A 26,698-nucleotide genomic window follows, 5' to 3' on the forward strand; every position below is an offset into this window, starting at 1 on the left:
ATGTCTCGCTCCTCTCGGTGCCGCTCGTCCGGTTGAACTTCCACTTCGCGGCGAACTGAATCAGAAAAACCTGTTGCACAGATCCGGCAGGCCGCAATAGCCTGCTGAGGCCGGGGTCGAGGTACCCCGTGAACTTGTCAAAGCGCCCCGCGGAGGGAGGTGGCCGGAGTGGACACGATTCAAATCATCAGCGTCCCTGGCTACCCCATGACCGGGGCTCGTGGTCTCGCTATGGCCGCTTTCGTTGAGCCGAAGCGTCGTGGAGTGCTGCTGTCCGCCACGACCGCTGTCGCGCACGCGGCGCCGGGCCGCCAGGTCGTTGATGTCCCGAACCGTCGGTTGCAGTCCGCCCTTGAGCGAAGTCCCTGACACCAGCGTCAGGACTCCAAGTCTCACGAAGGCCGCGGACCGCATGTCGGATCCGCGGCCTTCGTGTTTGTGCACGTCCTGAGTTCAAACTCCAGATAGGAGACCGTTCATGTTGACCGCCACCGTCCCGTCTCTCGGCGGGGCGATGTCCGAGCTGATAGCGCCGGAAGGCACCGGCATTGCCGAACTGCTCGATGCGGCCCCGGTCGAAAGCCTTGCCCTGCCCTGCCGCACCAACAACGCGGACCTGTGGTTCTCCGACAGGCCGGCCGAGTTGGAGCAGGCCAAGACACTCTGCGCGGAGTGCCCGGTGCGGGCCGAGTGCCTGGCGGGCGCGCTCACCCGGCGCGAGCCGTGGGGTGTGTGGGGCGGCGAGATCTTTGAACGCGGCGCGGTTGTGCCCCGCAAGCGGCCACGGGGCCGGCCCCGCAAGGAGCACCAGGTCCGGGCCGAGCAGCCGGCCAGTGGCAAGAGCCAGGAGGCAGCGGCGTGAACGACCGGCACAGCAGCCCGACTGCGAAACCCATTGGCTACCAGCACAAGAAGGTGTGGGGCGTGTTACTTCAGGAAGAACTGGCCAAGGCCCGAATACGGGAGGCGGAGCACTCCGCCGAACAGCATCGAATGGCCCACGGGCTGCTGCTGGCTCGGCGCTGGCGACGACTCTGGGGCTGGACGCGGCAACGAGCGCTGCTGTACAGCGAGCAACTGTGATCAGGTAGGCGAGCAGGGGCTGTTCCTCCATGTTGGAGGGGCAGCCCTTCGCCTGTCCGGGCCGTTGTCGGAGTCGGGTTCTCCGGAGTCGGGTTCTCCGGAGTCGGGTTCTCGGGAGTCGGTGGCGGTGGTCGGGGTGGTGCGGCTGCCTGCTGGCCGTGTGGTTCGCGGTGCCGGACGCCATGATCAACTGTGCGGTGGTGTCGCGTAGCATGCTGGTTCTCCTTGGCATGTGGACAAAGCCGTGGCGGCTGGTGACATGGAGCCGGAGAGCGCCGGTGGTCGTGCCGGCGGTGGGCTGACGGATTGGTGAGACGGTGGCGCAGCCGGACAAGGGCGGGAACGTGGGCGACACGCTGACGACGCAGTGCTACCGATGTGACCAGCGGCAGGACCGTGACGACCCGGTCGAGGCACTGACCTGGGTTCCCGAACGAGAGGGCCAGCGCCTGCGGTGGCTGTGCCCGGCCTGCGCGCGCGCTCACGTTCGGGAGATCGAGGGCAAGCTGTCGCACGAGTACTGGTGATGCCGGTCAGCACCGCCAGCACCGAGTGCGGCGGCCGGCGGTAGCGCAGCGGCGGTGGACCAGCCAGTGGTACCAGCGCTCGTCGAGTGTCGTGGCCTTCCCCCGGCCGTGGTTGTTCGTGCCGGCAGTGGTGCGTCCGACGCGCTCGTCCCTGGCCGCGACGGGGGTGGCGGCGCGTGGCTGGCCTAGCCATCGTCGAGCTGCCCAACCCCTGCGACAGCCCCGTGATCGCTCGAAAGCGAACCGCCACTCCTGCCTGATGCCGCTCGAAGGTAGGCCGCGGCCAGGCCACGGCGGACGTCCTCGGGTGAGCTGTGCAGTTCGAGCGGGGTGTTGTCCAGCACCGTGTCCGCGGTGACGGCGGAGTGCCCGGCAGAGGCGACGCACTGGCGGTGGTGCGCCCGCGCGCCGATGTGCCAGAGCAGGCCCACGTCCTGCCACCAGGCGTGCACGACCCGGCTTGGTGACGACTGGTTCGGTAACCCGTCGGTGATGAGCCAACTCGGTGGTGGGATGGGACAGTGCGCCACGATCCGGCGCGCCCAGGCTTCCGTGATCAGGTGGACGTGACCGGTCAGGGACTGGAGCGCCTGTCGGGGCTGGGCGGAACCGCGCTGGCTGCCGGCGTCGAGTTCATTGCGCAGCTGGGTCAGCGTGCAGGCCCCGTGGCGAATGGCTTCGACGAGCAGGGTGCGGACCTGGTTGGGGTCCCGCTCCCGCCGTGCCGCGTCGAGCACCGCCCTGGCGGTGGGGGGTAGCGGCAGGCCAGCGTGGTGCCGGGGATCGGGCAGTCGGGTGGTGCGCTCCACCAGTACGAAGCCGCGGCTGGTGACGCGTCGGGTGGCCGGTATGAGCACGTGCACCGGCCCGGAGGGCTCCAGCGGCCACGCTCCCTGCCGGTGCAGCGCGTCCAGCCCGGTGATGACCGCGCGGTCACCGGCGTAGAGCAGGGCTGCGCGCACCAGCTGTTCACGGCACGGGGGACCGCTGCTGAGCATCAGCACACCGGGCAGTAGCCGTTGCCAGGGGCCGCCGCTGCGGCAGCGGGCGTCAATGGCTGAGCCGGACATGCCCGCGCGCCGGAGTTGGGCTCGCCGGACAACGCTGCCGGGATCGGTGGTGGTCAGGTTGAGGCGGGTGGTGGCCGGGGAAGTGGTGGTTGAGGAAGTGGTGGTTGAGGAAGTGGTGGTTGAGGAAGTGGTGGTTGAGGAAGTGGTGGCCGGGGGCGTGGGGAAAGTCCTGTTGCGCATGCCTCCAATCGTCGGCTTGGTCAGCGATGGTGAAAAGAACGAGCCGTGTTCTGTGGATAACCCCGGTCAGCGAATGGAGATTTTGGATTCCTGGCCCTTGGTTCTGTGGATAACTGGGCTATTGGGTGAAAATCCGTTGGCCACCTGGAAGAATCGGCGTTGCGCGGTGCGGCGGGGGCGGGTTGTGCCGGGGGGATGGTGGCCCCCTTTGGGTGGGTGGGCTGTGTGCTGGGGTTGGGGAAGCGCGTTGGGAGGGCGCTCGGCCTGGTGTGGTGGGGTGGTGGCGGCGCTGGGCTGCGGCTGGTGGGTGAGGGAAGAGCAGGTGGCGGCGCCGGCGTAGCTGGGTTGATCGGCCGCGGTACGGCGCTGTGTCGGCGGAGGGGAGTGCCCGCCGCCGTGGCGCTGTGGCTCGCGTGGCGTCAGTCCGTGAAGCCTGGTTGCCAGCGAGTCACGATGCTCTTGGCCGGAACCTCGGCGTTGAGCTGGCAGAGAATGCCGGTCGCGCCCAGCGTCACCCGGTGGATGAGCAGGTACTGGGGTGGCAGGTTCAGCGAGCGCACCATGCGGGAGTCTGGCGCGCGCAGATCGCTGACCCGTTCCGCCTGCGCCTGGAGCCACCGCCGGGTGAACCGGAACCGCTCGGGACGCAGGGGTTCGACGAATGGTGCGAGATAGTCGAACACGTCCTCGGCGTGCACCTCCATCCCCGGTCGGATGAAGTGCTCGGTGCGGAGCAGTTCGAGCAGTTCGGCGGGTTTGTTCTCCAACGCCAGCCTGGTCATGACCCCCAAGGGGCGGGGAATGCCCTGTGGAAGCCTGGCGACCGCGCCGAAGTCGAGAATTCCCAGCCGACCGTCGTCCAGCACCATGAAGTTGCCCGGGTGCGGGTCGGCGTGCAGCAGGTGTGCGCGAAACGGCGCGGAGAAGTGGAACTCCGCCAGGAGCAGACCGGCGCGGTCACGCTGCTCGGCGGTGCCACTGCGGATGATCGTCGCGAGCGGCGTGCCCTCCAGCCACTCGGAGACCACCACCTTCGGTGCGCTGGCCACCACCTTCGGGACGAAGATCTGCTCGTCGCCGTGGAACGCCTTGGCAAAGGCACGCTGGTAGTCGGCCTCCCCGCGGTAGTCCAGTTCCTCCACCATCCGGTCGCGAAGCTCAGCCAGCAACGGCTTGACCTCCACACCAGGCACCAGTGTCTGGAACAGCCGGCTGAACCGCTGCAACTGGCGAAGGTCGGCGAGCAGGGCCTCGTCCGCCCCCGGGTACTGCACCTTCACCGCGACTTCCCGGCCGTCGTGCCACACCGCGTGGTGCACCTGACCGATGCTGGCCGCCGCGGCGGGCTCGTTGTCGAAGCTGGCGAACCTGCGTGTCCACCCACTGCCGAGCTGCTCGGCGAGCACCCGGTGCACTGTTCGGGCCGGTAACGGCGGCGCCGAGGACTGGAGCTTGGTCAACGCCTCCCGGTAGGGCGCGGCCAGCTCCTCGGGCACGGCGGCCTCGAACACGCTCAGCGCTTGGCCGAACTTCATGGCCCCGCCCTTGAGCTGACCCAGCACCGCGAACACCTGCTCGGCGGTCTTGGCCGCCATCTCGGCGTTGATCTCCTCTGCGTCGCCGCCGATCAGGCGCTTCCCCCAGCCGCCAACGACGCGTCCGGCGACGCCCAGGGGAAGGCTGGCCAGCTTGGCGGTTCGTTGTACGGCCTTGCGAGGGATGTCGGTCACTCGGGGATTGTCTCCTGACGTGTGTGAGCAGCGCAGCAAAATCATCGGCCAGAAGCACAATAACTCGGCTGTCTACCTATCGGGTGGGTCTGGCTGCCGGTTGTCGCGCGCGCCGCAACCACAGTTCGGATGGGGTGGCCACGGTCGGTGGTTGAGCAGACCGCGCCACGGGTCCAGTTCGAGGGTGGCGTTCCAGGTGGGCGGCGGAGCGGGCGCCGCCGCCGGCCAGCTCAGGGCCAGCAGTGCCTGACTGACCGCGAGGGACGCGGTCGCGTGCGCTGTGGCCAGGTCGGCCAGTTGGGTGCGGTCCGCGAGCTGGGCGGCGACCACCGACCAGCGGGCATCCCGGTCACACCGGTGCAGGTCGGCGCAGCGCACACAGCTGCTCCGACCGGGCACCACCAGCGGGCCGACCAGTCCAGTGCCCTCCCGGACCCGGACGAGCAGGTGCGGTACCTGGTCGGCGACCAGCGTGGCGACGAGTTGGGGACAGGGCACCAGCGCGTCGGCGAGCACCACCAGATCGGGTGGCTCGCTGGCGGGCATCCGGTCGGTGCGCACCACGCACGAGGCGCGGTGGACCGCGGCAAGGGCGGCTTCCTGCCTCGGTCTGCCCACGTCGGCGTCCAGATAGCCGCCTCCGGTGTCCTCCGCGCGGACCTGTCCATCGGCGTGCACGTTGATCCAGCCGACGCCGGCTGCGGCGAGCAGGGCGGCGACGGCAACCGTCAACCGGCCGTTGCCGTGCACCACGACCCTGGTCTGCGCCCGGGCGGGGACGCTGGCCGCGCTCGGTTCGATGTGCAACGCGCAGGCCGTGACGTCAGCGGACAACCGGCCGACCAGCGCTGCCCGGTCCTCGGGCGCTGGCGCGGCGTCGGTCAGCAGACCGGCGTTGGCCAGGGCGAGGAGCAGAGCGGGCAACTCGCTTGCGGCACCGCCGCGTTCGGCCACCTGAGCGCTGAGTTCGTCGACGGTGTGTCGCCCGTCGAGTTCACGCAGCACCTGGACGAGCGGCTCGGTCAAGCCGTCGATGACCACGGCGTGCCGCGGATCGGTGCCGATCTGCACCTCGCCGCTGTTGCGGTGCAGCACGGCGAGGCCGGGCAGGATTCGCGGCCGATGCGGTAGGACCGGGCTGAACTCGCGCTGCTGGTCGGTGCGATCGGGAGCCATGACGGCAGCCTGGCAGGCCGGTGCGGCAACCGAAAAACGGTTGTCCACAGGGCGGGGTTTCTGTCCACAGGCGGGCAAGAGGGCCTTGACAACACCGCGGCGGCTGGTCCGCGCAGCTGGGTGGCGGTGGTGCGGCGTGGCAGACGGCGCGGAGCAGGCCGGACCGGCACGGCTGCGGAGGTCAGACGCGCGGATGACGTGACTGACTGGTGGGGCTACCCGGTGCGGGGTCCCCCCGAAATCAACTCTATTTGGAGCGTGTTTGGTGTGGAAAGGGTGGAACGGGAGTTGTGGATGGGTGGGCATTGTGAATGGAAAGATCGAACGACTGGTTGGCTGAAGATGTGGATAACGCGGTGCGTGAGTTGAAAAGCGTTGGAACGGGTGGAGGATGGACAAGGGAGATCACACCGGTGTCCGGTTCGATGCTGTTCCGGGCGACAGGGCGGGCCGTCGTTGACGGCTTTCCCGTCCGAGCTGCTGCGACCGCGACGACGGCTCCCCGGTGGGTGGGCGGGTGGTGTGCTGGGGGTGGTGGCCCCCCTTGGGTGGGTGGGCTGTGACTGGAGAGCGGAGAGCAGCAGGGCACTGGCGAGGCTGGGGGCGGCCCACCTCCCACCGCGGACCGCCCCCAGGGGCACCGGATTCTGGCGGCCGTGTCAGCGCACGGCCGTGGCGCTACGACGACGCCTTGCCCAGGATCCTGGTCATCTTCGTGCCACAGACCGGACAGGTGCCCTTGGCCATGCGTCGACTGTTGGTCTCCTCGACGTGGCCAGTGAAGTCACGCTTCTCCCGGCACTTGACGCAGTAGCCGTTGTAGGTCTCGGCCACAACTCCCTCCCTCTGAATCTGCCCTGGCCGCGGCCGCGACCGGGGCTTGGTGAGCACGGTCCGCTGCCCGCACTCGGGGACCCGGCGGCCACGCTACCTGTGCAGACGTGCTGATTCGTGCATGCGGACAGGCGCGTGTCCAACGGGGTGTTCCGGGTGGGGCACGAGTGGGTGAGGGCTTGTTCACAGCTCGTTGGCGACCCCGGATCGTCAGGGGGTGGCCTTACTGTGATGCTCATGGCCGAACCCCGGGTCGAGGTGCGGCGCAGCGCACGGCGGCGTCGCATGGTCAGTGCCTACCGGGAGGGCGACACCGTCGTCGTGCTGCTCCCAGCCAGGATGACCAGAAGCGAAGAAGAACACTGGGTTGCTGAGATGCTCAGCCGTCTCCAGCGCAGTGAGACACGTCGGCGTTCACCCGCCAGGGCGTCGGACGCCGCACTGCTGGCCAGGTGTCGGGAACTCGCCGCGCGCTATTTCGACAACGACGCCGAGCCGGCGAGTATCCGGTGGGTGCCGCCGATGCGCACCCGCTGGGCCTCGTGCACCCCCGCCGACCGCACCATACGGGTGAGTGACCGACTACGCGACGTGCCCGGATGGGTGCTCGACTACGTGTTGGTGCACGAGTTGGCCCACCTGTCCGTGCCAGGGCACGGCAAGGACTTCTGGGAACTCGTGCACCGGTACCCGCGGTCCGAACGCGCCATCGGCTACCTGGAGGGCATCTCCGCCGCGGCCGGTTGGGGGCTCACCGAGGACTGAACCGGCCGGGACGGCTGAGCTGGGGACAGCGGCGCGCCCCAGCCGGGGGACTCACGTGGGGGCAGCCCGATGTGACACGGGGCGACCTGGGCAGACGCAGCCGGGGCCCGCCGCGCGGCGGTGGGGCGGTGGGCTCGGCCGCGTCGGGCGTCAGGACTGGCCGGGCTGGCCGGGGCCAGCGCTGTCGGATCCGTCCTCGTTGTCGTCGGTGGTGGCCTTGTCACCGCGCTGCTCGGCCTCGCGCTGGGCCCGCTCCCGCTGCTCGGTGCGGGCGATCTCCGCGATCGGGTCGTCGAGCGCGGCGTGCACCGCGCCGAGCCGATCGGCGAACTCCAGCGGATCGTCCAGGTCCTCGGCGGTCGGCACCAGGTCGGGGTGCTCCCAGATCTGGTCGCGCACCTCGATGCCGTGGCGGTCGCTCACCAGGCGCCACAGCGCCGAGGCGGCCCGCAGGCGCCGGGGCCGCAGCTCCAGGCCCACCAGGGTGGCGAAGGTCTGCTCGGCCGGCCCGCCCGTGGCGCGCCGCCGCCGCAGCGTCTCCCGCAGCGCCTCGGCCCCGGGCAGCCGGTCGCCGACAGCGTCCGCCACCACCACGTCGACCCAGCCCTCCACCAGCGCGAGCAGGGTCTCCAGCCGGGCCAGTGCGGCCTGCTGCTCGGGCGTGGTCTGCGGTTCGAGCATGCCCGACCGCATGGCCTCCTCAATGCTCGCCGGGTTGGCCGGGTCGACCTGGCTGGCCAACTGCTCCAGCGCGGAGGTGTCCACGGTGATGCCCCGCGCGAACTCCTCCACCGTGGCCAACAGCCGCTGGCGCAGCCACGGAACGTGGGTGAACAGCCGCTGGTGCGCGGCCTCCCGCGCGGCCAGGAACACCAGCACCTCACTGGCCGGCCGCTCCAGGCCCTCGGTGAACCGCTCGATGTTGGCCGGCAGCAGCGCGGCCGTGCCCGGCTTGCCCAGTGGCAGGCCGACCTCGGTCGAGGTCAGCACCTCGGAACCGAGTTGGGCCAGCGCGCCGCCCAGCTGTGAGCCGAAGGCCATGCCGCCCATCTGGCCGAGCATGGACAGCAGCGGGCCAGCCGCCTCCTTGGCCTCGGCGGGCATGGCGTCGACCCAGGCGGTGGACATGCGCTGGGCCACCGGGTCGCACAGCCGCTGCCAGGTGGGCAGGGTCTGCTCCACCCAGTCCCTGGCGCTCCAGGCCGCGGTGTTCGTGCTGCCCGCCGGCAGGGTGGTGGCCGGGTCGAGCCACAGCTCGGCGAGCCGGACCGCGTCGGCCACGGCGGCGCCGCGGTCCTCCCCGCCCTGGCCGCCGGTGCCGGCCAGTTGCTGCAGGGCGATCTGCTTGGCCAGGTCGTAGTTGACCGGCCCGGTCGACGAGCTGGCCTGGCTGAACATCTGGCCCAGCTGGCTGAGCATCTGGCCCAGCTGGTTGAAGTCGAACGGGGCTCCCCCGGGACCGGGCATGCCGCCGGGCAGCGCGCCGGGCCCGAAGCCGAACGGCATCTTGGGGATGTCGCCACCGCCGCCCTGCTCAGGAGGCTTACCCTTGCCTTCGTCGTCGGGGTCGGGACGGGAGAACCCGAACGGCAGGTCGTTCATATCTCCACCGTACGCGGCGCACTCCCGCTGAGCTGGTTCGCCTCAGCCAAGGCCGTCCGCCCAGAGAAAAACCAGCACCCGGAAAAACCGGAGAAAACCTGGGGCGCGCTCCGCTGTCCCGGCGCTGGCCGGCGCGCCCTCTGACACCAACACCACACGGTCTCGTCGTACGCTGTGCCACCGTGAGTGAGCGGAGCCAGGCCGACAGCCAGGGCAACAACCAGCAGGTCAGCGTGCCGGGACCGGCCGGGGCCAGCGTCGCGCCCCAAACCGCCCCGGTGCGGGCGGACCGTGGCCTGACCCGCCGCACCTGGACACTGGTGGTCACCTTCGTGCTGGTGGCCGGGCTGGGCCTGCTCGGCGGGTTCGCCCGGGTTCCCTACGTCGCGCTCGGCCCCGGACCCACCTACGACACGCTCGGCACGGTGGGCGGCGGCAACACACCGGTGGTGGGCATCTCCGGGCAGGAGACCTATCCCACCGCGGGCCGGCTCACCATGGTCACGGTCTCGTTGATGGATGACGTCACCCTGTTCGGGGCGCTCGGCATGTGGGTGAGCGGCCGGTACGCGCTCGCGCCGCGCGAGGAGTACTTCAAGCCGGGCGAGTCCGACCAGCAGGTGCAGCAGGAGAACGTCAAGGCGTTCCAGGACTCGCAGACCAACGCCGAGGCCGCTGCCCTGAACTACCTGGGTTATCCGCAGAAGGTGCTGGCCGCCGAGGTGGTCAAGGGCAGTGCCGCGGACAACGTGATCGAGCCGGGCGACCAGTTGCTCGCCATCAACGGCAAGCAGGTGGCCAGCGCCGACGAGGTGCGCGGCATCCTCCAGGCGACCAAACCGGGCGACGAGGTGCAGGTCACCTTCCGGCACGACGGCCAGGACCGCACCCAGTCCTTCCGCCTGGGCACCGCGCAGGACCGCGACTGGGGCTTCCTGGGGGTCTCCCCGGTCAACCGGGCCGACGTGCCGTTCCAGATCAAGATCGGCCTGGCCGACGTGGGCGGCCCGTCCGCGGGGCTGATGCTCGCACTGGCCATTGTGGACAAGATGACCCCGGGTGAACTCAACGGCGGCCAGGCCGTGGCGGGCACCGGTGAGATCACCGAGACCGGCGAGGTCAAGCCGATCGGCGGCATCCCGTTCAAGATGATGGGCGCGCGGGACGCCGGCGCCACCGTGTTCCTGGTTCCCGCGGACAACTGCGTGGAGGCCAGCCAGCGCGCACCGGAGGGCCTGAAGCTGGTGAAGGTGACCAGCCTCAAGGACGCGGTGGCCGCGCTGGACGCCCTGCGCGAGGGCAAGCCGACCCAGGGCTGCTGACCTGGAGCTGCTGACCCGAAGCGGGTGAGCGGCCGTTGACCGGGGGCGGGCGGCCCGCGCCGGTGGGTGCGCCCGGCTGCCCGGCCTCGGTCGTGTTCGGCGCGGGACGCGCCGGTCAGGGGCGCAGGGTCTCGCGCAGCGCGTCGGTGAGGTTGGGTGCCAGCTCCGGGTGTTCGACGATCTCGTCGGGGTGTTCCTGGTCGCCGCGCAGCCGCAGCACGCAGGCGGCGCTGCCGTCCCTGAGCACGGCCGCGACCAGCCGGGCCTCCCGGCGCCGCGGGTGCTGGGCGGCGAACTGCTTGGCCCGCTCGGCGTCCTCCTCGTCGGCCAGTTCCGCCTCGGCCTCCGGCGGCAGCACCACGATCTCCTGGGCCAGGGCACACCCGGTCACCTCGTCCGGCCAGGCGATCCCGGCCAGCGCCTCCACCAGGTCGTCGGTGGGCAGCGGCTCCTGGGCGATCGGGGTCAGCGCGGCCGACGGGTCGAGCTGCGCGGCCAGGTCGGGCTGCTTGGCCAGCAGGTCGGCCGTGGACACCAGGGCGAACAACTGGGGCGCCTGGTCCCAGCCGGCGGCGGAGACGAAGTCCTCCACCTCGCGGGCGACCGAGGGCAGCGCGGGTGGGGTGGGCGCGGAGTGCGGGGCGGACACGGCCTTATCGTCGCATCCGCGACCGGAGGCTGCCCACCACCCGAAGGGGGCGCGCTGATCGCCCCGGGCGTTGGGTATCGCCCTGATAACGGCTGCTCGGGCGGGAACCACCGGACCCATCCGTAAAGTTGGACAAGATGGGACCATCCGCCTGTTGGCGGCGGGGTTCGCGCCCCGGTGCGGACGTGTCCCTGCCAAGATCAAATGCGACCCTGGAGCGTGCCCAGTGGCGATGCGGCCCCCGGCCGGACTGCCGAAGCTGTCCCGACGCAGCCGGACCCTGCTCATCATCGGCCTGGTGGTCCTGGTCGGGCTGATCGCCGGTTCCAGACTGCTCGGCATGTACGTGAACTGGCTGTGGTTCGGCGAGGTCGGATTCCGGTCGGTGTACAGCACCGAACTGCTGACCAGGCTCGGCCTGTTCGTCGGCGTCGCCGTGCTGACCGGCGGGCTGTTCGCGCTGAACCTGGTGATCGCCTACCGGACCAGGCCGGTGTTCGTCCCGGTGTCCGGGCCGGAGGACCCGGTGGCCCGGTACCGCGCGGTGGTGGTGCGCCGGCTGCGGCTGCTGGGCATCGGGCTGCCGGTCGTGGTCGGGGCCATCTGCGGCTCGGTGGCGCAGAGCGACTGGCAGCTGGTGCAGCTGTTCCTGCACGCCACTCCGTTCAACCAGGTCGACCCGCAGTTCCAGCATGACATCGGGTTCTACGCGTTCCAGGTGCCCTTCTACACGTGGCTGCTGTCCTGGCTGTTCATCAGCATCGCGGTGGCGTTCTTCGGGTCGCTGGTCGCGCACTACCTGTTCGGCGGCATCCGGCTGGCCGGCCGGGGCGGCCAGATCGCCGGGCCGGCGACCATGCAGCTGGCCATCCTGGCCGGGGTCTTCGTGCTGCTCAAGGCGGTCGCCTACTACTTCGACCGGTTCGCGCTGCTGTCCTCGGGCCGCAACGAGCGGTTCACCGGCGCCTCCTACACCGACCTGAACGCGGTGCTGCCGGCCAAGCTGATCCTGTTGTTCATCGCGGTGTTCTGCGCGATCGCGTTCTTCGTGGGCGCGTTCCTGCGCAACCTCCAGCTGCCCGCCATCGCCACCGTGCTGCTGGTGCTGTCCAGCCTGGTGATCGGCGCGGCGTTCCCGGCGGTGCTGGAGCAGATCTCGGTTCGGCCCAACGCCAACGAGCGCGAGGCCGAGTCGATCCAGCGCAACATGGAGGCCACCAGGCAGGCGTTCGGGTTGACCTCGGACAAGGTGGAGTACAAGCCCTACCAGGGCACCACCGACGTGGCGCTGGACCAGGTCAAGGCGGACAAGACCACGATCCCGAACATCCGGCTGCTCGACCCGAGCGTGCTGTCCAAGACGTTCACCCAGCTCCAGCAGCGCAAGAACTTCTACGGGTTCCCGGAGAAGCTGGACGTGGACCGGTACACGGTCAACGGCACGGTCCGCGACTACGTGGTCGCCGTGCGCGAGCTGAACACCGACGGGCTGGCCGAGAACCAGCGCGACTGGATCAACCAGCACCTGGTCTACACGCACGGCAACGGGTTCGTCGCGGCCGAGGCGAACAAGGTCAACTCGGCGCTGGACAACAACGGCGGCGAGGGTGGCTACCCGGTCTTCACCGTCAGCGACGTGTCCACCCAGGGCGACATCCCGGTGCAGCAGCCGCGGATCTACTACGGGGAGCTGGCGACCAGCTACGCCATCGTCGGCGGCAACCCGGGTGAGGCGCCCGGCGAGTACGACACCGACGACAAGAAGTACACCTACACCGGCAGCGGTGGCGTGTCGATCGGCAACTGGTTCAACCGGCTGGTGTTCGCCGCCTCCTACGGTGAGCGCAACATCCTGTTCAACCAGGCGATCGGGGACAGCTCGAAGATCATCTTCAAGCGCGACCCCCGGGACCGGGTGGAGGCGGTGGCCCCGTGGCTGACCGTGGACGCCGACCCGTACCCGGCGGTGGTGGACGGCCGGATCAAGTGGATCGTCGACGGCTACACCACACTGGACCGCTACCCCTACGCGCAGCAGACCTCGCTGGGCACCAGCACCAGCGACAGCGACCTGCTGCCCAACATGCCGCGCCAGCCGGACCGGTCGATCGGCTACATCCGCAACTCGGTGAAGGCCACTGTGGACGCCTACGACGGCACGGTCAGCCTGTACGCGGTGGACGACACCGACCCGGTGCTCAAGGCGTGGATGGGCGTGTTCCCGGGCACGGTCAAGCCGAGCAGTGAGATCTCCCCGGCGCTGCGCCAGCACTTCCGCTACCCCGAGGACCTGTTCAAGATCCAGCGGAAGCTGCTGACCATGTACCACGTGGCCAACCCCAGCGAGTTCTACTCGCAGGGCACGTTCTGGGACGTGCCGAGCGACCCCACGGTGGACAACCCGACCACGGTGCAACAGCAGCAGCAGCAACAGCAGCAGCAACAGAACCCGCAGGCGCAGCAGCCGCCGTTCTACATCCTGGCCGGCGACCCCAACGACCCGAGCAAGGCGGACTTCCAGCTCACCAGTGCCCTGGTCAGCCTGCAGCGGGAGTTCATGTCGGCCTATGTGACGGTCCGGTCCGATCCGGACAACTACGGGAAGATGACCGTGCTCACCCTGCCGTCGGACACCCAGACCAAGGGTCCACAGCAGGTGCAGACGCAGTTCCTGTCCTCGCCGACGGTCAGCACCGAGCTGAACCTGTTGACCGAGCGCAAGACCAAGGTGGTCTACGGGAACCTGTTGACCCTGCCGGTGTCGGGCGGGCTGCTCTACGTGGAACCGGTCTACGTGGAGCGCAGCAACCAGAGTTCGTCGTTCCCGCAGTTGGCCAAGGTGCTGGTGAGCTTCGGCGGCCGGGTGGGCTACGCGCCCACCCTCGGCGAGGCCATGGACCAGGTGTTCGGCACCGGGGCGGGCCAGTCCGTGCCCACGCCGCCCACCGACGGCAACCAGTCGCAGACCCCGAGCAGCACGCCCAGTTCGCCGCCGAGCGGAAGCAGCCAGAACCAGCCGGGTGGGCAGGCCAACCCGGACCTGGCCAGGGCGGTCGCCGACATCCAGGCCGCGCTGGACAAGCTCAGGACGGCACAGCAGTCCGGTGACTTCGCCGCGATCGGGGAGGCCTACAAGCAGCTCGACGACGCCACCAAGCGCTTCGAGCAGGCCAAGGGGGGTGGCGGTGCCGGACTGGGGGACAACTCCTCGGTGCCGCCGACCTCGCCGACCCCGTCAGGCTGACACTGGCAAGCGCCTGACCAGCCGATTTGCCTTTGTCGCTGCCCACCCCGTAGGGTTACCCCTGTCAACGCGGGGTGGAGCAGCTCGGTAGCTCGCTGGGCTCATAACCCAGAGGTCGCAGGTTCGAATCCTGTCCCCGCTACTAGTAACGGTGTCCCCGGAACCAATCGGTTCCGGGGACACCGTCGTTTTCGGCCCAAATTGGTGTGGTGGCCAGCTGGGGCGCTCGCGTGGTGAATGGTGGCCGGTGCGCCACCGGGTGTGCGGTACGGGTGCGGCGGGTGTGTGCGTGGTGTGTGTGCGGCGGGCCGGCCAGGGGTGCGAGGCGGTGTGCCGGGAGGTGCCGGGGCCGGAGCGGCCCACCCGGTGGGAAAACCGCCGTTGAACAGCGGAAATGGTGGTTTGTGGGGGGTGGTGAGAATGGGGTCGCGAAGTGTAGTAAGCTTGTACATGTCAACGCGGGGTGGAGCAGCTCGGTAGCTCGCTGGGCTCATAACCCAGAGGTCGCAGGTTCGAATCCTGTCCCCGCTACTAGTAACGGTGTCCCCGGAGCCAATCGGTTCCGGGGACACCGTCGTTTTCGGCGAAAGAACCAGGGCTACCCGGTGCCGGTGAACCGCGGGCGCGGGGCGGAGATGTCCGTGCCGGGTGCTGCGGGGGCTGTTGCGGCTGCCGTGGCGGGCGTACCGGCCGGCCGAGGCGGGAGTGGCCGGGGCCGGGGCTGGCGGACCGTGCGGCGGCGCCAGGCCGGCGGGTGACCGCGCGCTGGGGAGTTGGGCGCTGGGGAGTTGGGCCTGGGAAGTTGGGCCTGGGGGAGCCGAGCGCTGGAAGAGGGGCGCTGAGGGGGTGGTGGGCGCTGGGCGCGACGCGGGAAACGGTGCGCGGGGTGCGGACCGGGCGGCGAGACCAGGCGGTGAGACCGGGCGGGCGCTGGGACCGGGTGGACCGTTCCGGTGCGACGGGCCGCCGGCGAGTCCGGGGCTGCGGAGAACGAGCGGAGCGGGGCCGCCGGGGACGGCTGGGCGGGCTGAGTGGTCCTGGGTGCGTCGTCCCCGGCTGCCACGTGCCCGCTAGTCCATCATCTTCTCCGCCCAGTACTGCGCGCACGTCAGGGAGCAGACCCGCCCGTCGCCCATGGCCGCGCGGTGCCGGCGGATCTGCTTGCCGCAGACCACGCACTCGTCCTTGCCGCTCTGCGCGGGGATGTTTCCGCTGGCCCATGCGCGGGCACTGTGGACTGCCTTCTGTCCGGGCCACTTGATGCTCACGGGTGCACCTCCGCATCGGATTCGGTCGCGATTGCGTCCAGGCGGGCCGGCGCCGACGGCAACGGCGGCGGTGGGGACGCCCGCCCGGGGCAATCGTCGCAGCGCCGAACGCCTTGACCAGAGGGCGCGGCGAGAATCACTGGTTTGCGGGACAAAAAGACTCCTTTGTCCGCCAGGAATGACTGCGCCTGGTGAGATTTTGTTCCGGCCACAGGGCCGTTCGGGTTAGCCGCGGCGATGTTGTCGCGGTTCTCACCCGGATTGCTGCCACCTGGAGCAAACCGTCGCCCGTTCACGGTCCACAGTTGTGCCTTCGCACCAAAAAGCCTGCCTCACCAGGGACTTGTTCGATCCGACAGGCCTGTCGCGTGAGCAGGCAACAGCGGTGCTGGCAACCGCGCGGCCAGGAAGGTGACCGGCGGCGGATCGAATGTCCACACGGCGACATGGCGCTTTGCGTTGAGCCGCTTGGACTAGCGCTCGCTAACCCGTGATCAGCCACAATGGACAGATACCTAGACCACTGTGGACAGCCGCGCAAAGTCGTGGCACGGTGGGTAACGTGTCAGAGCTGAACGCAACCGCAGCCGCACTCCTCGGGCTGCTGCACGACGGACCCAAGACCGGCGGCCAGCTTGTCGCGGAGGCGGGGGAGCGCTTCGGCGCGTTCTTCAGCGTCACCCGCAGTCAGGTGTACCGCGAGCTTCCCGCACTCGCTGAGAACGGGTTGTTGCGCCTGGGCAAGCAGGGTCCTCGGTCGAGCCAGCAGTACGTGCTCACCGCGGCGGGCAAGAAGGCGTTCAAGTCCTGGTTGGTCAGTGAGCCAGGACCGGACCACCTGCGGAGCCCGCTGATCCTGCGCCTGGTGCACGCCAACTCGCTCACCGCCAAGCAGCGGAGCGCGCTGGTGACCTCCGCCCGCGAGGCCTACACCGCCGAACTGGACGCGGCCAAGACCGCGGTCAAGGCGGCTGAGGACCCGTACGCCAAGGCGGTGGCCGAGTTCGGGCAGGCGCACGTGCGAGCCGTGCTCAAGCTGCTGGACGCGATCCCCGTCGACTGAAGGCCCGGGCGAATGCGCCCATCGGACCCCGACCGGATGACCGCCGCCCCGTTCGGCGGCGGTCTGACGTACCCTTCTGCGCCGTGAACCCAGACGTTGAAGCAGACCTCAACCGGCTCTCCGCGACCCTGGGAAACGTCGAGGCTGTGATGGATCTGGACGCCCTGCGCGCCCAGATCGCCGAGCTGGAGGAGCAGGCCGCTCGGCCCGACCTCTGGGACGACCAGGAGAAGGCCCAGAAGGTGACCAGCCAGCTCGCCCACAAGCAGGGCGAGCTGCGCCGGGTGGCCGACCTGCGCCAGCGCCTCGACGACCTGACGGTGCTCTACGAGCTGGCCGAGGCCGAGAACGACGAGTCCAGCCTGGTCGAGGCGGACGCGGAGCGGGAGAAGCTGCGGTCGGACATCTCCTCGCTGGAGGTCCGGACGCTGCTGTCCGGCGAGTACGACGAGCGTGACGCCCTGGTCACGGTGCGCGCTGAGGCCGGTGGCGTGGACGCCGCCGACTTCGCCGAGATGCTCATGCGGATGTACGCCCGCTGGGCGGAACGGCACGGCTACCAGGTGGACGTCTACGACACCTCCTACGCGGAGGAGGCGGGCATCAAGTCGGCCACCTTCCGCGTGCACGCCCCCTACGCCTACGGCACGCTCTCGGTGGAGCAGGGCACCCACCGGCTGGTGCGCATCTCGCCGTTCGACAACCAGGGGCGGCGGCAGACCTCGTTCGCCGGCGTCGAGGTGGTGCCGGTGGTGGAGCAGACCGACCACATCGACATCGACGAGAAGGACCTGCGGATCGACGTGTACCGCTCGTCCGGCCCGGGCGGCCAGGGCGTGAACACCACCGACTCCGCGGTGCGCATCACCCACCTGCCGACCGGCATCGTGGTCTCCTGCCAGAACGAGCGGTCCCAGTTGCAGAACAAGGCCACGGCCATGGCGGTGCTGCAGGCCAAGCTGCTCGACCGCAAGCGCCAGGAGGAGCAGGAGTGGCGCGACTCGCTCAAGGACGCCGGGTCGAGCTGGGGCAACCAGATGCGCTCCTACGTGCTGCACCCCTACCAGATGGTCAAGGACCTGCGGACCGAGTACGAGGTGGGCAACCCGAGCGCGGTGCTCGACGGCGACATCGATCAGTTCATCGAGGCGGGGATCCGTTGGCGCAGGCAGCACGCCCAGGCCAACTGAGCCGACGGGCGGCGGTCGTGGGCCGACCGGGCGAGACCGAGCCTTAACAACACCCAACGGTAGACTCGCCGCTCGTGATTCGGCTCGAACACGTTTCCAAGGTCTACAAGACCTCAACCCGTCCGGCTCTCGACGATGTGTCGGTCGAAGTGGGCAAGGGTGAGTTCGTGTTCCTCATTGGCCCTTCCGGGTCGGGGAAGTCGACCTTCCTGCGGCTGCTGCTGCGTGAGGAGGTGCCGTCGAAGGGACGCGTGTACGTGTCCAACTTCGACGTCGCCCGAATGGCCCGGCGCAGGATTCCGCGCCTGCGCCAGTCCATTGGGTGCGTGTTCCAGGACTTCCGGCTGCTGGTGAACAAGACGGTGGCGGAGAACGTCGCCTTCGCGCTGGAGGTGATCGGCAAGCCCAGGCACACCATCCGCAAGGTGGTTCCCGAGGTGCTGCAGTTGGTCGGCCTGGAGAGCAAGGCCGACCGCATGCCGCACGAACTGTCCGGTGGTGAGCAGCAGCGGGTCGCCATCGCCAGGGCGTTCGTGAACCGCCCGCTGGTGCTGCTCGCCGACGAGCCGACCGGAAACCTGGACCCCGACACGAGCCAGGACATCATGCTGCTGCTGGAGCGGATCAGCCGCACCGGCACCACCATCCTGATGGCCACCCACGACCATTCCATCGTGGACTCGATGCGACGCCGGGTCGTGGAACTCAGCATGGGCCGGGTCATCCGCGACGACGCCAGAGGTGTGTACGGCGTGGGCCGCTGAGGCGTCCCCGCCGGGACGCCGCACGCGCGTGGCGATGACGGGCCGGCGACGACCAACACCGGCGGCGGTCCACCGGTCCAGCTGAGGTTTCTCACCCGCTCCACCCGCTCCGCTCCACCCCCTTTGCCCCCAACTCCAAGGAACGCCGACCCCGATGCGCGCAAGCTTCGTGTTCAGCGAGGTCCTCACCGGTCTTCGCCGGAATATCACGATGACCATCGCGATGATCCTCACGACCGCGATCTCGCTCGGCCTGCTCGGCGGTGGCCTGCTCATCGTGCGAACCATCGACAAGATGCAGGACATCTACTACGACAAGGTCGAGGTCGCGGTCTACCTGACCGACGAGGTCAGTGCGAACGACAAGGAATGCACCCAGCAGCCCTGCGCCGGGCTGCGCAGCCAGATCGAGCAGACCTCCGGTGTGGACACGGTCACCTACGAGAACCGCGACCAGGTCTACGAGCGGTTCAAGCAGATGTTCCAGGCCCAGCCCGAGCTGCTCGACCTCACCCGGCCCGAGTCGCTGCCCGCGACCATCCGGGTCAAGCTGGACGACCCGGAGCGCTCGGACGTGCTGATCAAGGCGTTCGAGGGCCAGCAGGGCGTGAAGAAGATCGACGACCAGGGCACCCTGCTGAGCCGCCTGTTCGACGTGCTCAACGGTGTGCGCAACGGCGCGTTCGCGATCGCGCTGGTGCAGGCGCTGGCCGCGCTGCTGCTGATCTCCAACACCATCCAGGTCTCGGCGTACACGCGGCGGACCGAGGTCGGCATCATGCGGCTGGTCGGCGCGACCAGGTGGTACACCCAGCTGCCGTTCCTCATCGAGGCGGTGGTGGCCGGCCTGATCGGCGCGATCCTGGCCGTGGTCGGCCTGGGACTGGCCAAGACGTTCTTCTTGGACAGTGCGCTGGCCGGACCGATCAAGTCGGGCATCATCCCCGCGGTCGACTTCCTCGACATCCTCTACGTCTCGCCCTACCTGTTCCTGGTGGCGGCGGGGATCTCGGCGATCACCGGCTACGTCACCCTGCGGATGTACGTGCGGCTGTGACGGGGTGGCGGATCGTGGCAAGTGGACGGTCGGGCGCGGCTCGCCCGGGCAATTTCGCTGGCCGGCTCACGTAGAGTTGACGACATGGTGAAGGAACGTGGTCAGAAGGTGATCGTGTCGAACCGCAGGGCGCGACACGACTACACGATCCTCGACACCTACGAGGCCGGGGTGGCACTGGTCGGCACCGAGGTGAAGAGCCTGCGCGCGGGCCGGGCGTCGCTGGCCGACGCCTTCGCCACGGTCGACGACGGCGAGGTCTGGCTGCGTGGCCTGCACATCCCCGAGTACGAGCGGGGCACCTGGACCAACCACGAGCCGCGCCGCACCCGCAAGCTGTTGCTGCACCGCAAGGAGATCCTCCGGCTGATCGGCAAGACCAGGGAGAGCGGTCTGAGCCTGGTCCCGCTGTCCATGTACTTCAAGGACGGCAAGGTCAAGGTGGAGATCGCCCTGGCCAAGGGCAAGAAGGCCTATGACAAGCGCCAGGCACTGGCCAGGCGGGACGCCGACCGCGAGATGGCCAAGGTGCGTGGCCGGGCCCTCAAGGGCAGGTACTGACCGCGCCCTCACGAGCTGAGGTGACGAGTTGACGGCGCCCCGGTCCACCACGGGCCGGGGCGCCGTGCTGTGTCGGTCCGGCCGGGGCTGGTGGTGTGCCGCGCGGCCAGTCGGGTCAGGCCCAGGCCGGCCAGCAGCACGGCCACCCACGGCACCGCGCCGGTGGTGAGCAGGGCGAGCAGGCCGGGCCGGGACGGCGGGGCGAACCCGAACGCGGCCAGGCCGAGCAGGCCGACGGCCAGCAGCACCGCGCCGGTCACCAGCAGCGGCACGTGGACGGCGCCCGCGCGGGCCGGTCGAGCGGTCCCGGTCGCCTCGACCCGGCCGAACACCCGCACCAGCCCCAGCAGCACGACCAGCGCGGCGGCCAGCCACAGCGGGGCGGTCAGCAGCCAGAGCGGCCCGCCCGGGGTGGGGGTGGGGTAGCCGAGGCCGACCACGGTCAGGCCGCCGACGACCACCAGCGCGGACATGTGCCACAGGTACACGGTCATGCTGCGTGCCGCGAGCACCCGCAGCACCGCCCGCACCCGTCGGCGACCGGCCAGCGCCACCAGCCACCGCCGGCCGAGCAGCACCAGGCCGAACTGGCCGACGCCCAGGGTGAGCAGGCACAGCGTCGGCGGGGCCATGTTCGACACCGGCGCGCCCGGCATGCCGATCATGCTGGTGGGGTAGGGCCCGAAGGTCACCAGCGCGGCGGTGGCGGCGAACCCGCCGACGGCCAGGGCGGCGCAGCCCCGCCAGGTCAGCCGGGTGAACGCGCCGTCGGCGTAGGCGATGCCGACCTGGTGCACGGCCAGCCACACGACGAGCGCGTTGGCGAACCCGGCCAGGCCGGCCACCCCGGCGAAGCGCAGCCCGTCCACCAGGCCGGCCAGCAGCGCGAGCACGGGCAGCGCGGCCAGCCCGAACCGCTGGTGCGCGGCCACGGCGAGCGGGGTGGCCAGCACCGCGGCCAGGTACACCACCAGGAACCACAGCAGTTGCGCGACCGTGGCCGCGGCCAGCCGCACGGGCTGCTCGGGCAGGCCCAGGGCCAGCAGCAGGTGGGGCAGGGGCAGCCACACGGCGATCAGCGGCAGCACCGGCACGGCCAACCGGTGGACCCGGGTGGCCAGCCACGGGCCGGCCGCGGCGTAGCCGGCGGGGGTGCCCGGCCGGGCGGTGCGGGTCAGGTGGGTGCGTGCCAGGTGGGTGCGATACGACAGCGCGTTGGCCGCGCCGCCGGCCAGGAACACCAGTGGCATCACCTGGCCCAGCCAGGTCAGCACCCACCAGCCCGGGGTGCTCAGCGCGTTGCCGGTGACCAGCTGGCCGTGCTCCACGCTCAGCACGGGCATCAGCCAGTGCTGGAACACGACCAGGGCGATCGCCAGCACCCGGATCAGGTCGATCAGGGGGTCTCGGGCACTGGCCCTCGGGTGCTGGGCTGGTCCGGTGGTGGTGTGCGTCGACGCGGTGGTCGTGGTGGGCAAGGCGGCCTCCGGCTGTGGTGGGTTCCACAGCCAGCCTTGCGGCTCTGACCTGGGAAAACAGCGGTGCTAGCCGGTGTTCCGCAGCGGGTGGCAGCACCCGTGACGGGGGTGGGGCCAGGCCTACCCGGGCAGCGTCGGCCCAGGTGGCGGCGGGTGTGCGGGGTGGGAGCGGCCGGGCGGGCGGACCGCGGTGGGCGGCGGGTTGTTCGCCGTGAAGGCCACACCCCCGCCCTCCCAGGGGGGCGACCCCTGAGTCAGCCTATCGGCGGCACCAGGGCGGGGCCAGGGTCGTCGCTGGCCTGTGGACAACTGCGGAACCTGTGGATGACGGACTTGACACGGGCCGGAACCGGACGGCCGGCGTGCGCCGGTAAATGGAATGAAGTGAGCGGGTGGGAGCGTTACCCTGACAGCGCCTGGCGGCCCGCGGGACCGACCAGCCGGTCACGCCGTGCGCGTGGCGGGTCGGCGGAATGATCTGGTGGGCTCGGGCGTTATAGTGAACGTGGTGTTGTCCACCATCCACCAGGGGGTGAACGGTTTCGACTCTGGACGTTGAGTCAGGGGAAGCGTGCAGGTGCAGGCGAGAGACCACCTTCAAGCGTCATCGCAAACCAATAAGCGCCAAGGTTAGTAACCAGCGCGAGTTCGCCCTCGCCGCCTGAGCGAGTGCGACTCTGTCGGCCCGGGGGCGCCTCCGCCCCGGTTCGCCGGCATCAGCTAGGAGGCTCACCGCCAGTCTCGGTCGCGGAGACTGAACGGGACATTCACAGCGACTGGGCCCGTCACACCGGCTTGTCCGCGTGACCGGTGGGGCCGAGTAGAGACACAGCGGACTGCGCACGGAGAAGTCCTGGTGAGGCGACAGAGGACCCGGGTTCGATTCCCGGCACCTCCACCCACGGATGAGCGAGGTGGGTTCGCGAACAGCGCGAGCCCACCTCGCTCTCGTTGTTTTCCGGCTCGTTGTCGCCGCGGGGGTGGTTGTCCACCCACGTTGGTGGGTAACGTCGAGGCTGGTGTGCCTGGTGCGAGTTCACCTGGGGGCCTGATGAGCCGGTGGCTGCGCGTGTTGGCGGTGGTCGCGCTGGTGGTGTGTGGGGCCGTCGGGGTCGGCGTGGGAGCGCCGGCACTGGCCGAGGACACCGGGGGCGCACCCGGCGCGGACCAGCCCGTGCCGGTGATCCCCGTGCCGGTGATCTACGACAGCGACGTGGACGTCGACGACGCCATGACGATCGCCTACCTGTGCCAGGAGCACGAACAGCGGCGGATCGACCTGCGCGCGGTCACCGTCACCAACAACGGCTTCGGGTTGCCCGGCAGGGCGCTGACGCACGTCCGCGGCCTGCTCGCCCGGTGCGGGCTGCCGGACGTGCCCGTGGCCGAGGGCGCGGACGAGGTGGTGCACGCGGCCCCGGCCGAGACGCGGGAGGCGGTGGAGGCGGTGTTGACCGGCGCGCTGGCCGACGCCGCCGTCCCGTCGCGGCCGGGTGCGGTGAACGCCGCCCAGCTCATCCGGCACGTCCTCGCCACCGCACCGCGCGCGGTCACCGTGCTGGCCACCGGGTCGATGAGCAACCTGGCCGCGGCGCTGCGCGCGGGTGGTGACCGGGTGGCGGAGCGGATCGGGCGGCTGCACGTGATGGGCGGGGCGATCGGCGTGCCCGGCAACCTGTACGGGTCGGCGCTGCCCGGGTTCGACAACTCGCAGGAGTTCAACATGTGGCTCGACCCGGCCGCGGCGCGCGCGGTGTTCCAGGCGGTGCCGCCGGGCGTGCTGCGCCTGGTGCCGCTGGACGCCACCAACCACGTCCCGATGACCCAGTCCTATGTGGATGAACTCGGGGCGGATCAGCGCACGCCCGGCGGCCGGCTGGTGCACGCGCTGCTGACCCAGCCGGCCATGGTCGAGATGATCCGCGAGGGCGGGATGTACTGGTGGGACGCGCTCACCGCGGTCACCGCGCTGCGCCACGAGGACGCCGGCCAGCTGGTCCGGTTCCACGACCTGCGGCTGGACGTGGTGCTGGACGGCGTGCAGTCCGGACGCACGAGGGTGACGCCCGACGGTAGGTGGGCCCGGGTGGCGTTGACAGCCGATCGGGGGCTGTTCGAACGCATCTTCCGCGACGCGCTCAATGGTCGATGACTCAGCGTGGCAGGGCGATACGTTGCGTGAATGACGCTGATCAACAGTTGCCTGGTCGCGCGGATCTTCGCCGTGGGCATCGTGACGGTCGCGGTTGCCGCTCCGCAGGTCAGGACCGGGCACGTCGGGACACCACCGGTCGTCGTCAGCACACCGCCAGCCGGGACACCGGCGGCCAGCGCGACCGCCGTCGTCCCTGAGGTGAACCGCTTCGCCCTCCCGGCGGCCGAGGACGACGACCAGCCGTCATCGCCGGACCGGGAACTCGCCGCCCGCATCGCCCGAGCGGAGGACTACGCGCGCAACCAGCCCGGGGTGACCGGGTTCGTGGTGCGCGACCGGTGGACCGGTGTGGTCTGGCGCAACGCCGACGCCGGCACGCTGATCCGCGCCTGCTCGGTGACCAAGCTCGCCATGGTGGTGGACCTGTTGCTGCGCAACGACTCCGGCGCGGTCAGGCTCACCGACCGGGACCGCGAGCTGATGCACCGCATGCTGAACTACAGCGACAACGACGCGGCCACCGTGCTGTGGGCGCGCTACGGCGGGACCGGCTTCGCCACCCGGTTCCCGGACTACGGCCTGACCGACATGACCTTCAGCAGCCGCCACCCGCGCACCTGGGGCTGGTTCCTGACCACCGCGGACGACCTGGACCGGCTGATGGACCACATCCTCACCGAGCTGCCCGCCGAACACCGCGACTACCTGGTCGGCGAGATGCGCTCGGTCGACGTCAACCAGCGGTGGGGCGTGTGGGGCGCGGGGCCGGCCGCCGCGCCCGGCAACAAGAACGGCTGGTCCGACGCGAACGACGAGGGCACCTGGATCGCCAACTCGGTGGGGTTCGTCGGCCCGGAGGAGCGCTACACGCTGGCCGTGATGAACCGGACCACGACGGAGGTGGGCGGCGCCGAGATCGGCAAGCGGATCACCACCGAGATCAGCCGGATCATCTTCGCGGGCCTGTTCGACTGAGCGGCGGCGCGGCCGGGCGTGCCGGGGCCACCACCCGCCAGTGGGTCGCGCGACCGGGACAGGTCGACAGCGGGCGGTGATCGGGAAGTGGTTACCTGGTGAGCATGTCGACCCAGGAGTTCGCCACCCACTCGCCCGGGACCGCGGCGCTGACCTTTGACGACGCCTACTTCGCCAACCCCTACCCGACGCTGGCCCGGCTGCGCGAGGCCAGCCCGGTGCACCGGGTGACCACGCCGGACGGCCACCCGGCCTGGCTGGTGACGCGCGAGGCCGACGTGCGGGCCGGGCTGGCGGATCCCCGGCTGGCGTTGGACAAGGCGCACGCGCGGGACGGCTACCGCGGGTTCAGCCTGCCGCCCGCGCTGGACGCCAGCCTGCTCAACCGGGACGGGGCCGACCACGCCCGGCTGCGGCGCCTGGTGTCCGGGTCGTTCACGCCGCGCCGGGTCGAGGCGTTGCGCGCGCGGGTGGCGGCGATCGCCGAGGGCCTGGCCGACCGGGTGGCCGGTGCGCTGGCCGAGCACGGCCGGGCCGACCTGGTGGCGGAGTTCGCCGTGCCGCTGCCGCTGGCCGTGGTCGGTGACATGCTGGGCGTGCCCGAGGCCGATCGGCGGGCGTTCGCGCAGTGGACCACCGGGCTGCTGGCGCCACGCCACCACGAGCAGGCGGCCGAGTCGGTGCGCGCCATCCAGCGGTTCCTGGTGGCGCTGATCGCGGCCCGACGCGCCGAGCCCGGTGAGGACCTGCTGTCGGCCTGGATCAGCGCCCGCGACGAGGACGACCGGCTGAGCGAGAACGAGCTGGTGTCCATGGCGTTCCTGGTGCTGCTGGCCGGGATCGAGAACGTCACGCACGCGATCAGCCACGGCACGGTGGTGCTGCTGCGGCACCCCGGCCAGCTGGCCGCGCTGCGCGCCGACGCGGACCTGCTGTCCTCGGCCGTGGAGGAACTGCTGCGCGTCGCCGTGCCGGCGCCGGTGGCCATTCGCCGGTTCGCCACCGAGGACCTGGAAATCGGTGGGGTGCGGATCCCGGCGGGGGACACGGTGATGCTCGGGGTGGCCTCGGCGCACCGCGACGCGGCCCGGTTCACCGACCCCGACCGGGTCGACCTCGGGCGGGCCGACAACCCGCACCTCGCGTTCGGCTACGGGCCGCACTACTGCGTTGGCGCGCCGCTGGCCCGCATCGAGTTGCGGGTGGCGTTCGCCACGCTGCTGCGCCGGTTCCCGAACCTGGCGCTCGCCGTGCCCGAGGACGAGCTGCGGTGGCGCCCGTCGTTCCGCTCGCACGGCCTGCTGGAGCTGCCGGTGACCGGGTGAGCGCCGGCGCCGGCACGCCGCCCACACCGTCCGCACCGTCCACATCGGCCAGTGCGGCCAGTCGGCCAGTGCGGCCACCGGCAGTGGGTGATCAGCCCGCGTGGGCCGCGGTCGCCGAGGTGGCGAGCAGGGCGGCGGCCACGGCCTTGGCGCGGTGGGCCGGTTCGGCGGTGCGTTCGCGCAGCGCGGTCACCATGGCGCCGTCCATCAGCAGCATGAACTGCTCGGCCAGGGTGGCGTGGTGGTCGTGGCCGGCGGCGGCGAGCAGGCCGTCCAGGTACTCGATGACCAACCGCTTGTGCTCGGCGGCCACCTGGTGGCCCGGGCTGTCCGGGTCGGCGAGTTCGACCATGGCGTTGATGGAGGCGCAGCCCCGGAAGTCAGCGCTCTCGAACCGTTCGGCCATCACGTCGAACACGGCCAGCGGCTGGTTGCCGCGTTCGGTGACCCCCTCGGCCAGCACCCGGCGCCAGCGCTGGTCGTAGCCGCGCAGCATGGCCACGACCAGGTCGTCCTTGCTGCTGAAGTGCCGGTAGAAGGAGGCGCGGCCCACCCCGGACACGGTCAGCAGGCGTTCCACGCCGACCGCGCGGATGCCCTCGGCGTAGAAGAGGTGCTCGGCGGCCTGCACCAGGCGATCTCGGGCGTGCGTTGGCATGGGACCAGGCTATCCTGCCTTG

The 26,698-nt window shown here is 70.4% G+C and carries 23 protein-coding genes, 2 tRNA genes and 1 other RNA gene; 17 read left to right on the plus strand and 9 right to left on the minus strand.

Annotated features, from left to right (window positions below):
- Positions 1-478 precede the first annotated feature (478 nt).
- From LX83_RS24140 to LX83_RS24150, 3 genes are all read left to right on the plus strand, one after another.
- Entirely contained in the window at positions 479-862 is a 384-nt protein-coding gene (locus LX83_RS24140) for a WhiB family transcriptional regulator (RefSeq protein ID WP_253775234.1), read from the plus strand.
- Positions 859-1,083: a hypothetical protein gene (locus LX83_RS24145; protein WP_253775236.1), complete on the plus strand. Its 225-nt coding sequence runs from the start codon at positions 859-861 to the stop codon at positions 1,081-1,083. Before LX83_RS24140 ends, LX83_RS24145 begins: the two co-directional genes overlap by 4 nt.
- A gap of 317 nt (positions 1,084-1,400) precedes the next feature.
- Positions 1,401-1,610 carry a hypothetical protein gene (locus tag LX83_RS24150; protein ID WP_253775794.1) on the plus strand — a complete coding sequence of 70 codons (210 nt, stop codon included), beginning with the start codon at positions 1,401-1,403 and terminating at the stop codon, positions 1,608-1,610.
- A 185-nt stretch (positions 1,611-1,795) separates the two neighbouring features.
- Here LX83_RS24150 and LX83_RS24155 read toward each other — a convergent pair whose 3' ends face one another.
- From LX83_RS24155 to LX83_RS24170, 4 genes are all read right to left on the minus strand, one after another.
- Positions 1,796-2,608: a hypothetical protein gene (locus LX83_RS24155; RefSeq protein WP_253775238.1), complete on the minus strand. Its 813-nt coding sequence runs from the start codon at positions 2,606-2,608 to the stop codon at positions 1,796-1,798.
- A gap of 671 nt (positions 2,609-3,279) precedes the next feature.
- Entirely contained in the window at positions 3,280-4,635 is a 1,356-nt protein-coding gene (locus LX83_RS24160) for an ABC1 kinase family protein (RefSeq protein ID WP_253775241.1), read from the minus strand.
- 27 nt (positions 4,636-4,662) lie between these two features.
- Complete coding sequence (locus LX83_RS24165; protein ID WP_253775243.1) at positions 4,663-5,766, minus strand: ThiF family adenylyltransferase; 1,104 nt, start codon at positions 5,764-5,766, stop codon at positions 4,663-4,665.
- Positions 5,767-6,444: 678 nt separating this feature from the next.
- Complete coding sequence (locus tag LX83_RS24170; RefSeq protein ID WP_253775245.1) at positions 6,445-6,600, minus strand: DUF5679 domain-containing protein; 156 nt, start codon at positions 6,598-6,600, stop codon at positions 6,445-6,447.
- A gap of 237 nt (positions 6,601-6,837) precedes the next feature.
- On the opposite strand from LX83_RS24170, the gene LX83_RS24175 reads away from it, so the two are divergent.
- A complete protein-coding gene (locus LX83_RS24175) occupies positions 6,838-7,365 on the plus strand; it encodes a M48 metallopeptidase family protein (RefSeq protein ID WP_253775247.1) in 528 nt (175 codons plus the stop codon).
- A gap of 150 nt (positions 7,366-7,515) precedes the next feature.
- Here LX83_RS24175 and LX83_RS24180 read toward each other — a convergent pair whose 3' ends face one another.
- The gene (locus tag LX83_RS24180; protein ID WP_253775249.1) at positions 7,516-8,967 is read right to left on the minus strand and encodes a zinc-dependent metalloprotease; all 1,452 of its coding nucleotides are present in this window, start codon (positions 8,965-8,967) and stop codon (positions 7,516-7,518) included.
- A gap of 182 nt (positions 8,968-9,149) precedes the next feature.
- Here LX83_RS24180 and LX83_RS24185 point away from each other — a divergent pair, with 182 nt between their 5' ends.
- Positions 9,150-10,289, plus strand: coding sequence for a YlbL family protein (locus LX83_RS24185; RefSeq protein ID WP_308204036.1), 1,140 nt, complete (start codon positions 9,150-9,152; stop codon positions 10,287-10,289).
- Positions 10,290-10,404: 115 nt separating this feature from the next.
- Here LX83_RS24185 and LX83_RS24190 read toward each other — a convergent pair whose 3' ends face one another.
- The gene (locus tag LX83_RS24190) at positions 10,405-10,938 is read right to left on the minus strand and encodes a PPA1309 family protein (RefSeq protein ID WP_253775251.1); all 534 of its coding nucleotides are present in this window, start codon (positions 10,936-10,938) and stop codon (positions 10,405-10,407) included.
- Positions 10,939-11,170: 232 nt separating this feature from the next.
- Here LX83_RS24190 and LX83_RS24195 point away from each other — a divergent pair, with 232 nt between their 5' ends.
- The 3 genes from LX83_RS24195 (at position 11,171) to LX83_RS24205 (ending at position 14,713) form a co-directional block, all read left to right on the plus strand.
- Complete coding sequence (locus LX83_RS24195) at positions 11,171-14,182, plus strand: UPF0182 family protein (protein ID WP_301328852.1); 3,012 nt, start codon at positions 11,171-11,173, stop codon at positions 14,180-14,182.
- Between the two features lie 68 nt (positions 14,183-14,250).
- A tRNA-Met gene (locus LX83_RS24200) sits at positions 14,251-14,324 on the plus strand.
- A 315-nt stretch (positions 14,325-14,639) separates the two neighbouring features.
- Positions 14,640-14,713 (plus strand) — tRNA-Met (locus LX83_RS24205).
- A 539-nt stretch (positions 14,714-15,252) separates the two neighbouring features.
- Here LX83_RS24205 and LX83_RS24210 read toward each other — a convergent pair.
- Complete coding sequence (locus LX83_RS24210; RefSeq protein ID WP_253775253.1) at positions 15,253-15,450, minus strand: hypothetical protein; 198 nt, start codon at positions 15,448-15,450, stop codon at positions 15,253-15,255.
- A 562-nt stretch (positions 15,451-16,012) separates the two neighbouring features.
- Between LX83_RS24210 and LX83_RS24215 the strand changes: the two genes are divergently transcribed.
- The 5 genes from LX83_RS24215 to smpB all read left to right on the plus strand — a co-directional run bounded on the left by LX83_RS24215 (position 16,013) and on the right by smpB (position 20,085).
- A complete protein-coding gene (locus tag LX83_RS24215) occupies positions 16,013-16,513 on the plus strand; it encodes a PadR family transcriptional regulator (protein ID WP_253775255.1) in 501 nt (166 codons plus the stop codon).
- A gap of 83 nt (positions 16,514-16,596) precedes the next feature.
- Positions 16,597-17,703: a peptide chain release factor 2 gene (gene prfB, locus LX83_RS24220; RefSeq protein ID WP_253775257.1), complete on the plus strand. Its 1,107-nt coding sequence runs from the start codon at positions 16,597-16,599 to the stop codon at positions 17,701-17,703.
- Positions 17,704-17,777: 74 nt separating this feature from the next.
- Complete coding sequence (gene ftsE / locus LX83_RS24225) at positions 17,778-18,467, plus strand: cell division ATP-binding protein FtsE (protein ID WP_253775259.1); 690 nt, start codon at positions 17,778-17,780, stop codon at positions 18,465-18,467.
- A 154-nt stretch (positions 18,468-18,621) separates the two neighbouring features.
- Positions 18,622-19,524 (plus strand): permease-like cell division protein FtsX, encoded by a 903-nt coding sequence (ftsX, locus tag LX83_RS24230; RefSeq protein WP_253775261.1) that lies wholly within the window; start codon positions 18,622-18,624, stop codon positions 19,522-19,524.
- 84 nt (positions 19,525-19,608) lie between these two features.
- On the plus strand, positions 19,609-20,085 hold the full coding sequence (smpB, locus tag LX83_RS24235; RefSeq protein ID WP_253775263.1) for an SsrA-binding protein SmpB: 477 nt from the start codon (positions 19,609-19,611) through the stop codon (positions 20,083-20,085).
- A gap of 8 nt (positions 20,086-20,093) precedes the next feature.
- On the opposite strand, the gene LX83_RS24240 is transcribed toward smpB, so the two are convergent.
- Positions 20,094-21,563, minus strand: coding sequence for an acyltransferase family protein (locus LX83_RS24240; protein ID WP_253775265.1), 1,470 nt, complete (start codon positions 21,561-21,563; stop codon positions 20,094-20,096).
- 528 nt (positions 21,564-22,091) lie between these two features.
- Here LX83_RS24240 and ssrA point away from each other — a divergent pair.
- From ssrA to LX83_RS24260, 4 genes are all read left to right on the plus strand, one after another.
- Positions 22,092-22,464: a transfer-messenger RNA gene (ssrA, locus tag LX83_RS24245) on the plus strand.
- Positions 22,465-22,614: 150 nt separating this feature from the next.
- Positions 22,615-23,715: a nucleoside hydrolase gene (locus tag LX83_RS24250; RefSeq protein ID WP_253775267.1), complete on the plus strand. Its 1,101-nt coding sequence runs from the start codon at positions 22,615-22,617 to the stop codon at positions 23,713-23,715.
- 30 nt (positions 23,716-23,745) lie between these two features.
- On the plus strand, positions 23,746-24,693 hold the full coding sequence (locus LX83_RS24255) for a serine hydrolase (RefSeq protein WP_253775269.1): 948 nt from the start codon (positions 23,746-23,748) through the stop codon (positions 24,691-24,693).
- A 104-nt stretch (positions 24,694-24,797) separates the two neighbouring features.
- Positions 24,798-26,018 (plus strand): cytochrome P450 family protein, encoded by a 1,221-nt coding sequence (locus LX83_RS24260; protein ID WP_253775756.1) that lies wholly within the window; start codon positions 24,798-24,800, stop codon positions 26,016-26,018.
- Between the two features lie 91 nt (positions 26,019-26,109).
- Here LX83_RS24260 and LX83_RS24265 read toward each other — a convergent pair whose 3' ends face one another.
- A complete protein-coding gene (locus LX83_RS24265) occupies positions 26,110-26,676 on the minus strand; it encodes a TetR/AcrR family transcriptional regulator (protein WP_253775271.1) in 567 nt (188 codons plus the stop codon).
- Positions 26,677-26,698: the final 22 nt, after the last annotated feature.

The organism is Goodfellowiella coeruleoviolacea (genome assembly GCF_024171785.1).
Classification (GTDB): domain Bacteria; phylum Actinomycetota; class Actinomycetes; order Mycobacteriales; family Pseudonocardiaceae; genus Goodfellowiella; species Goodfellowiella coeruleoviolacea.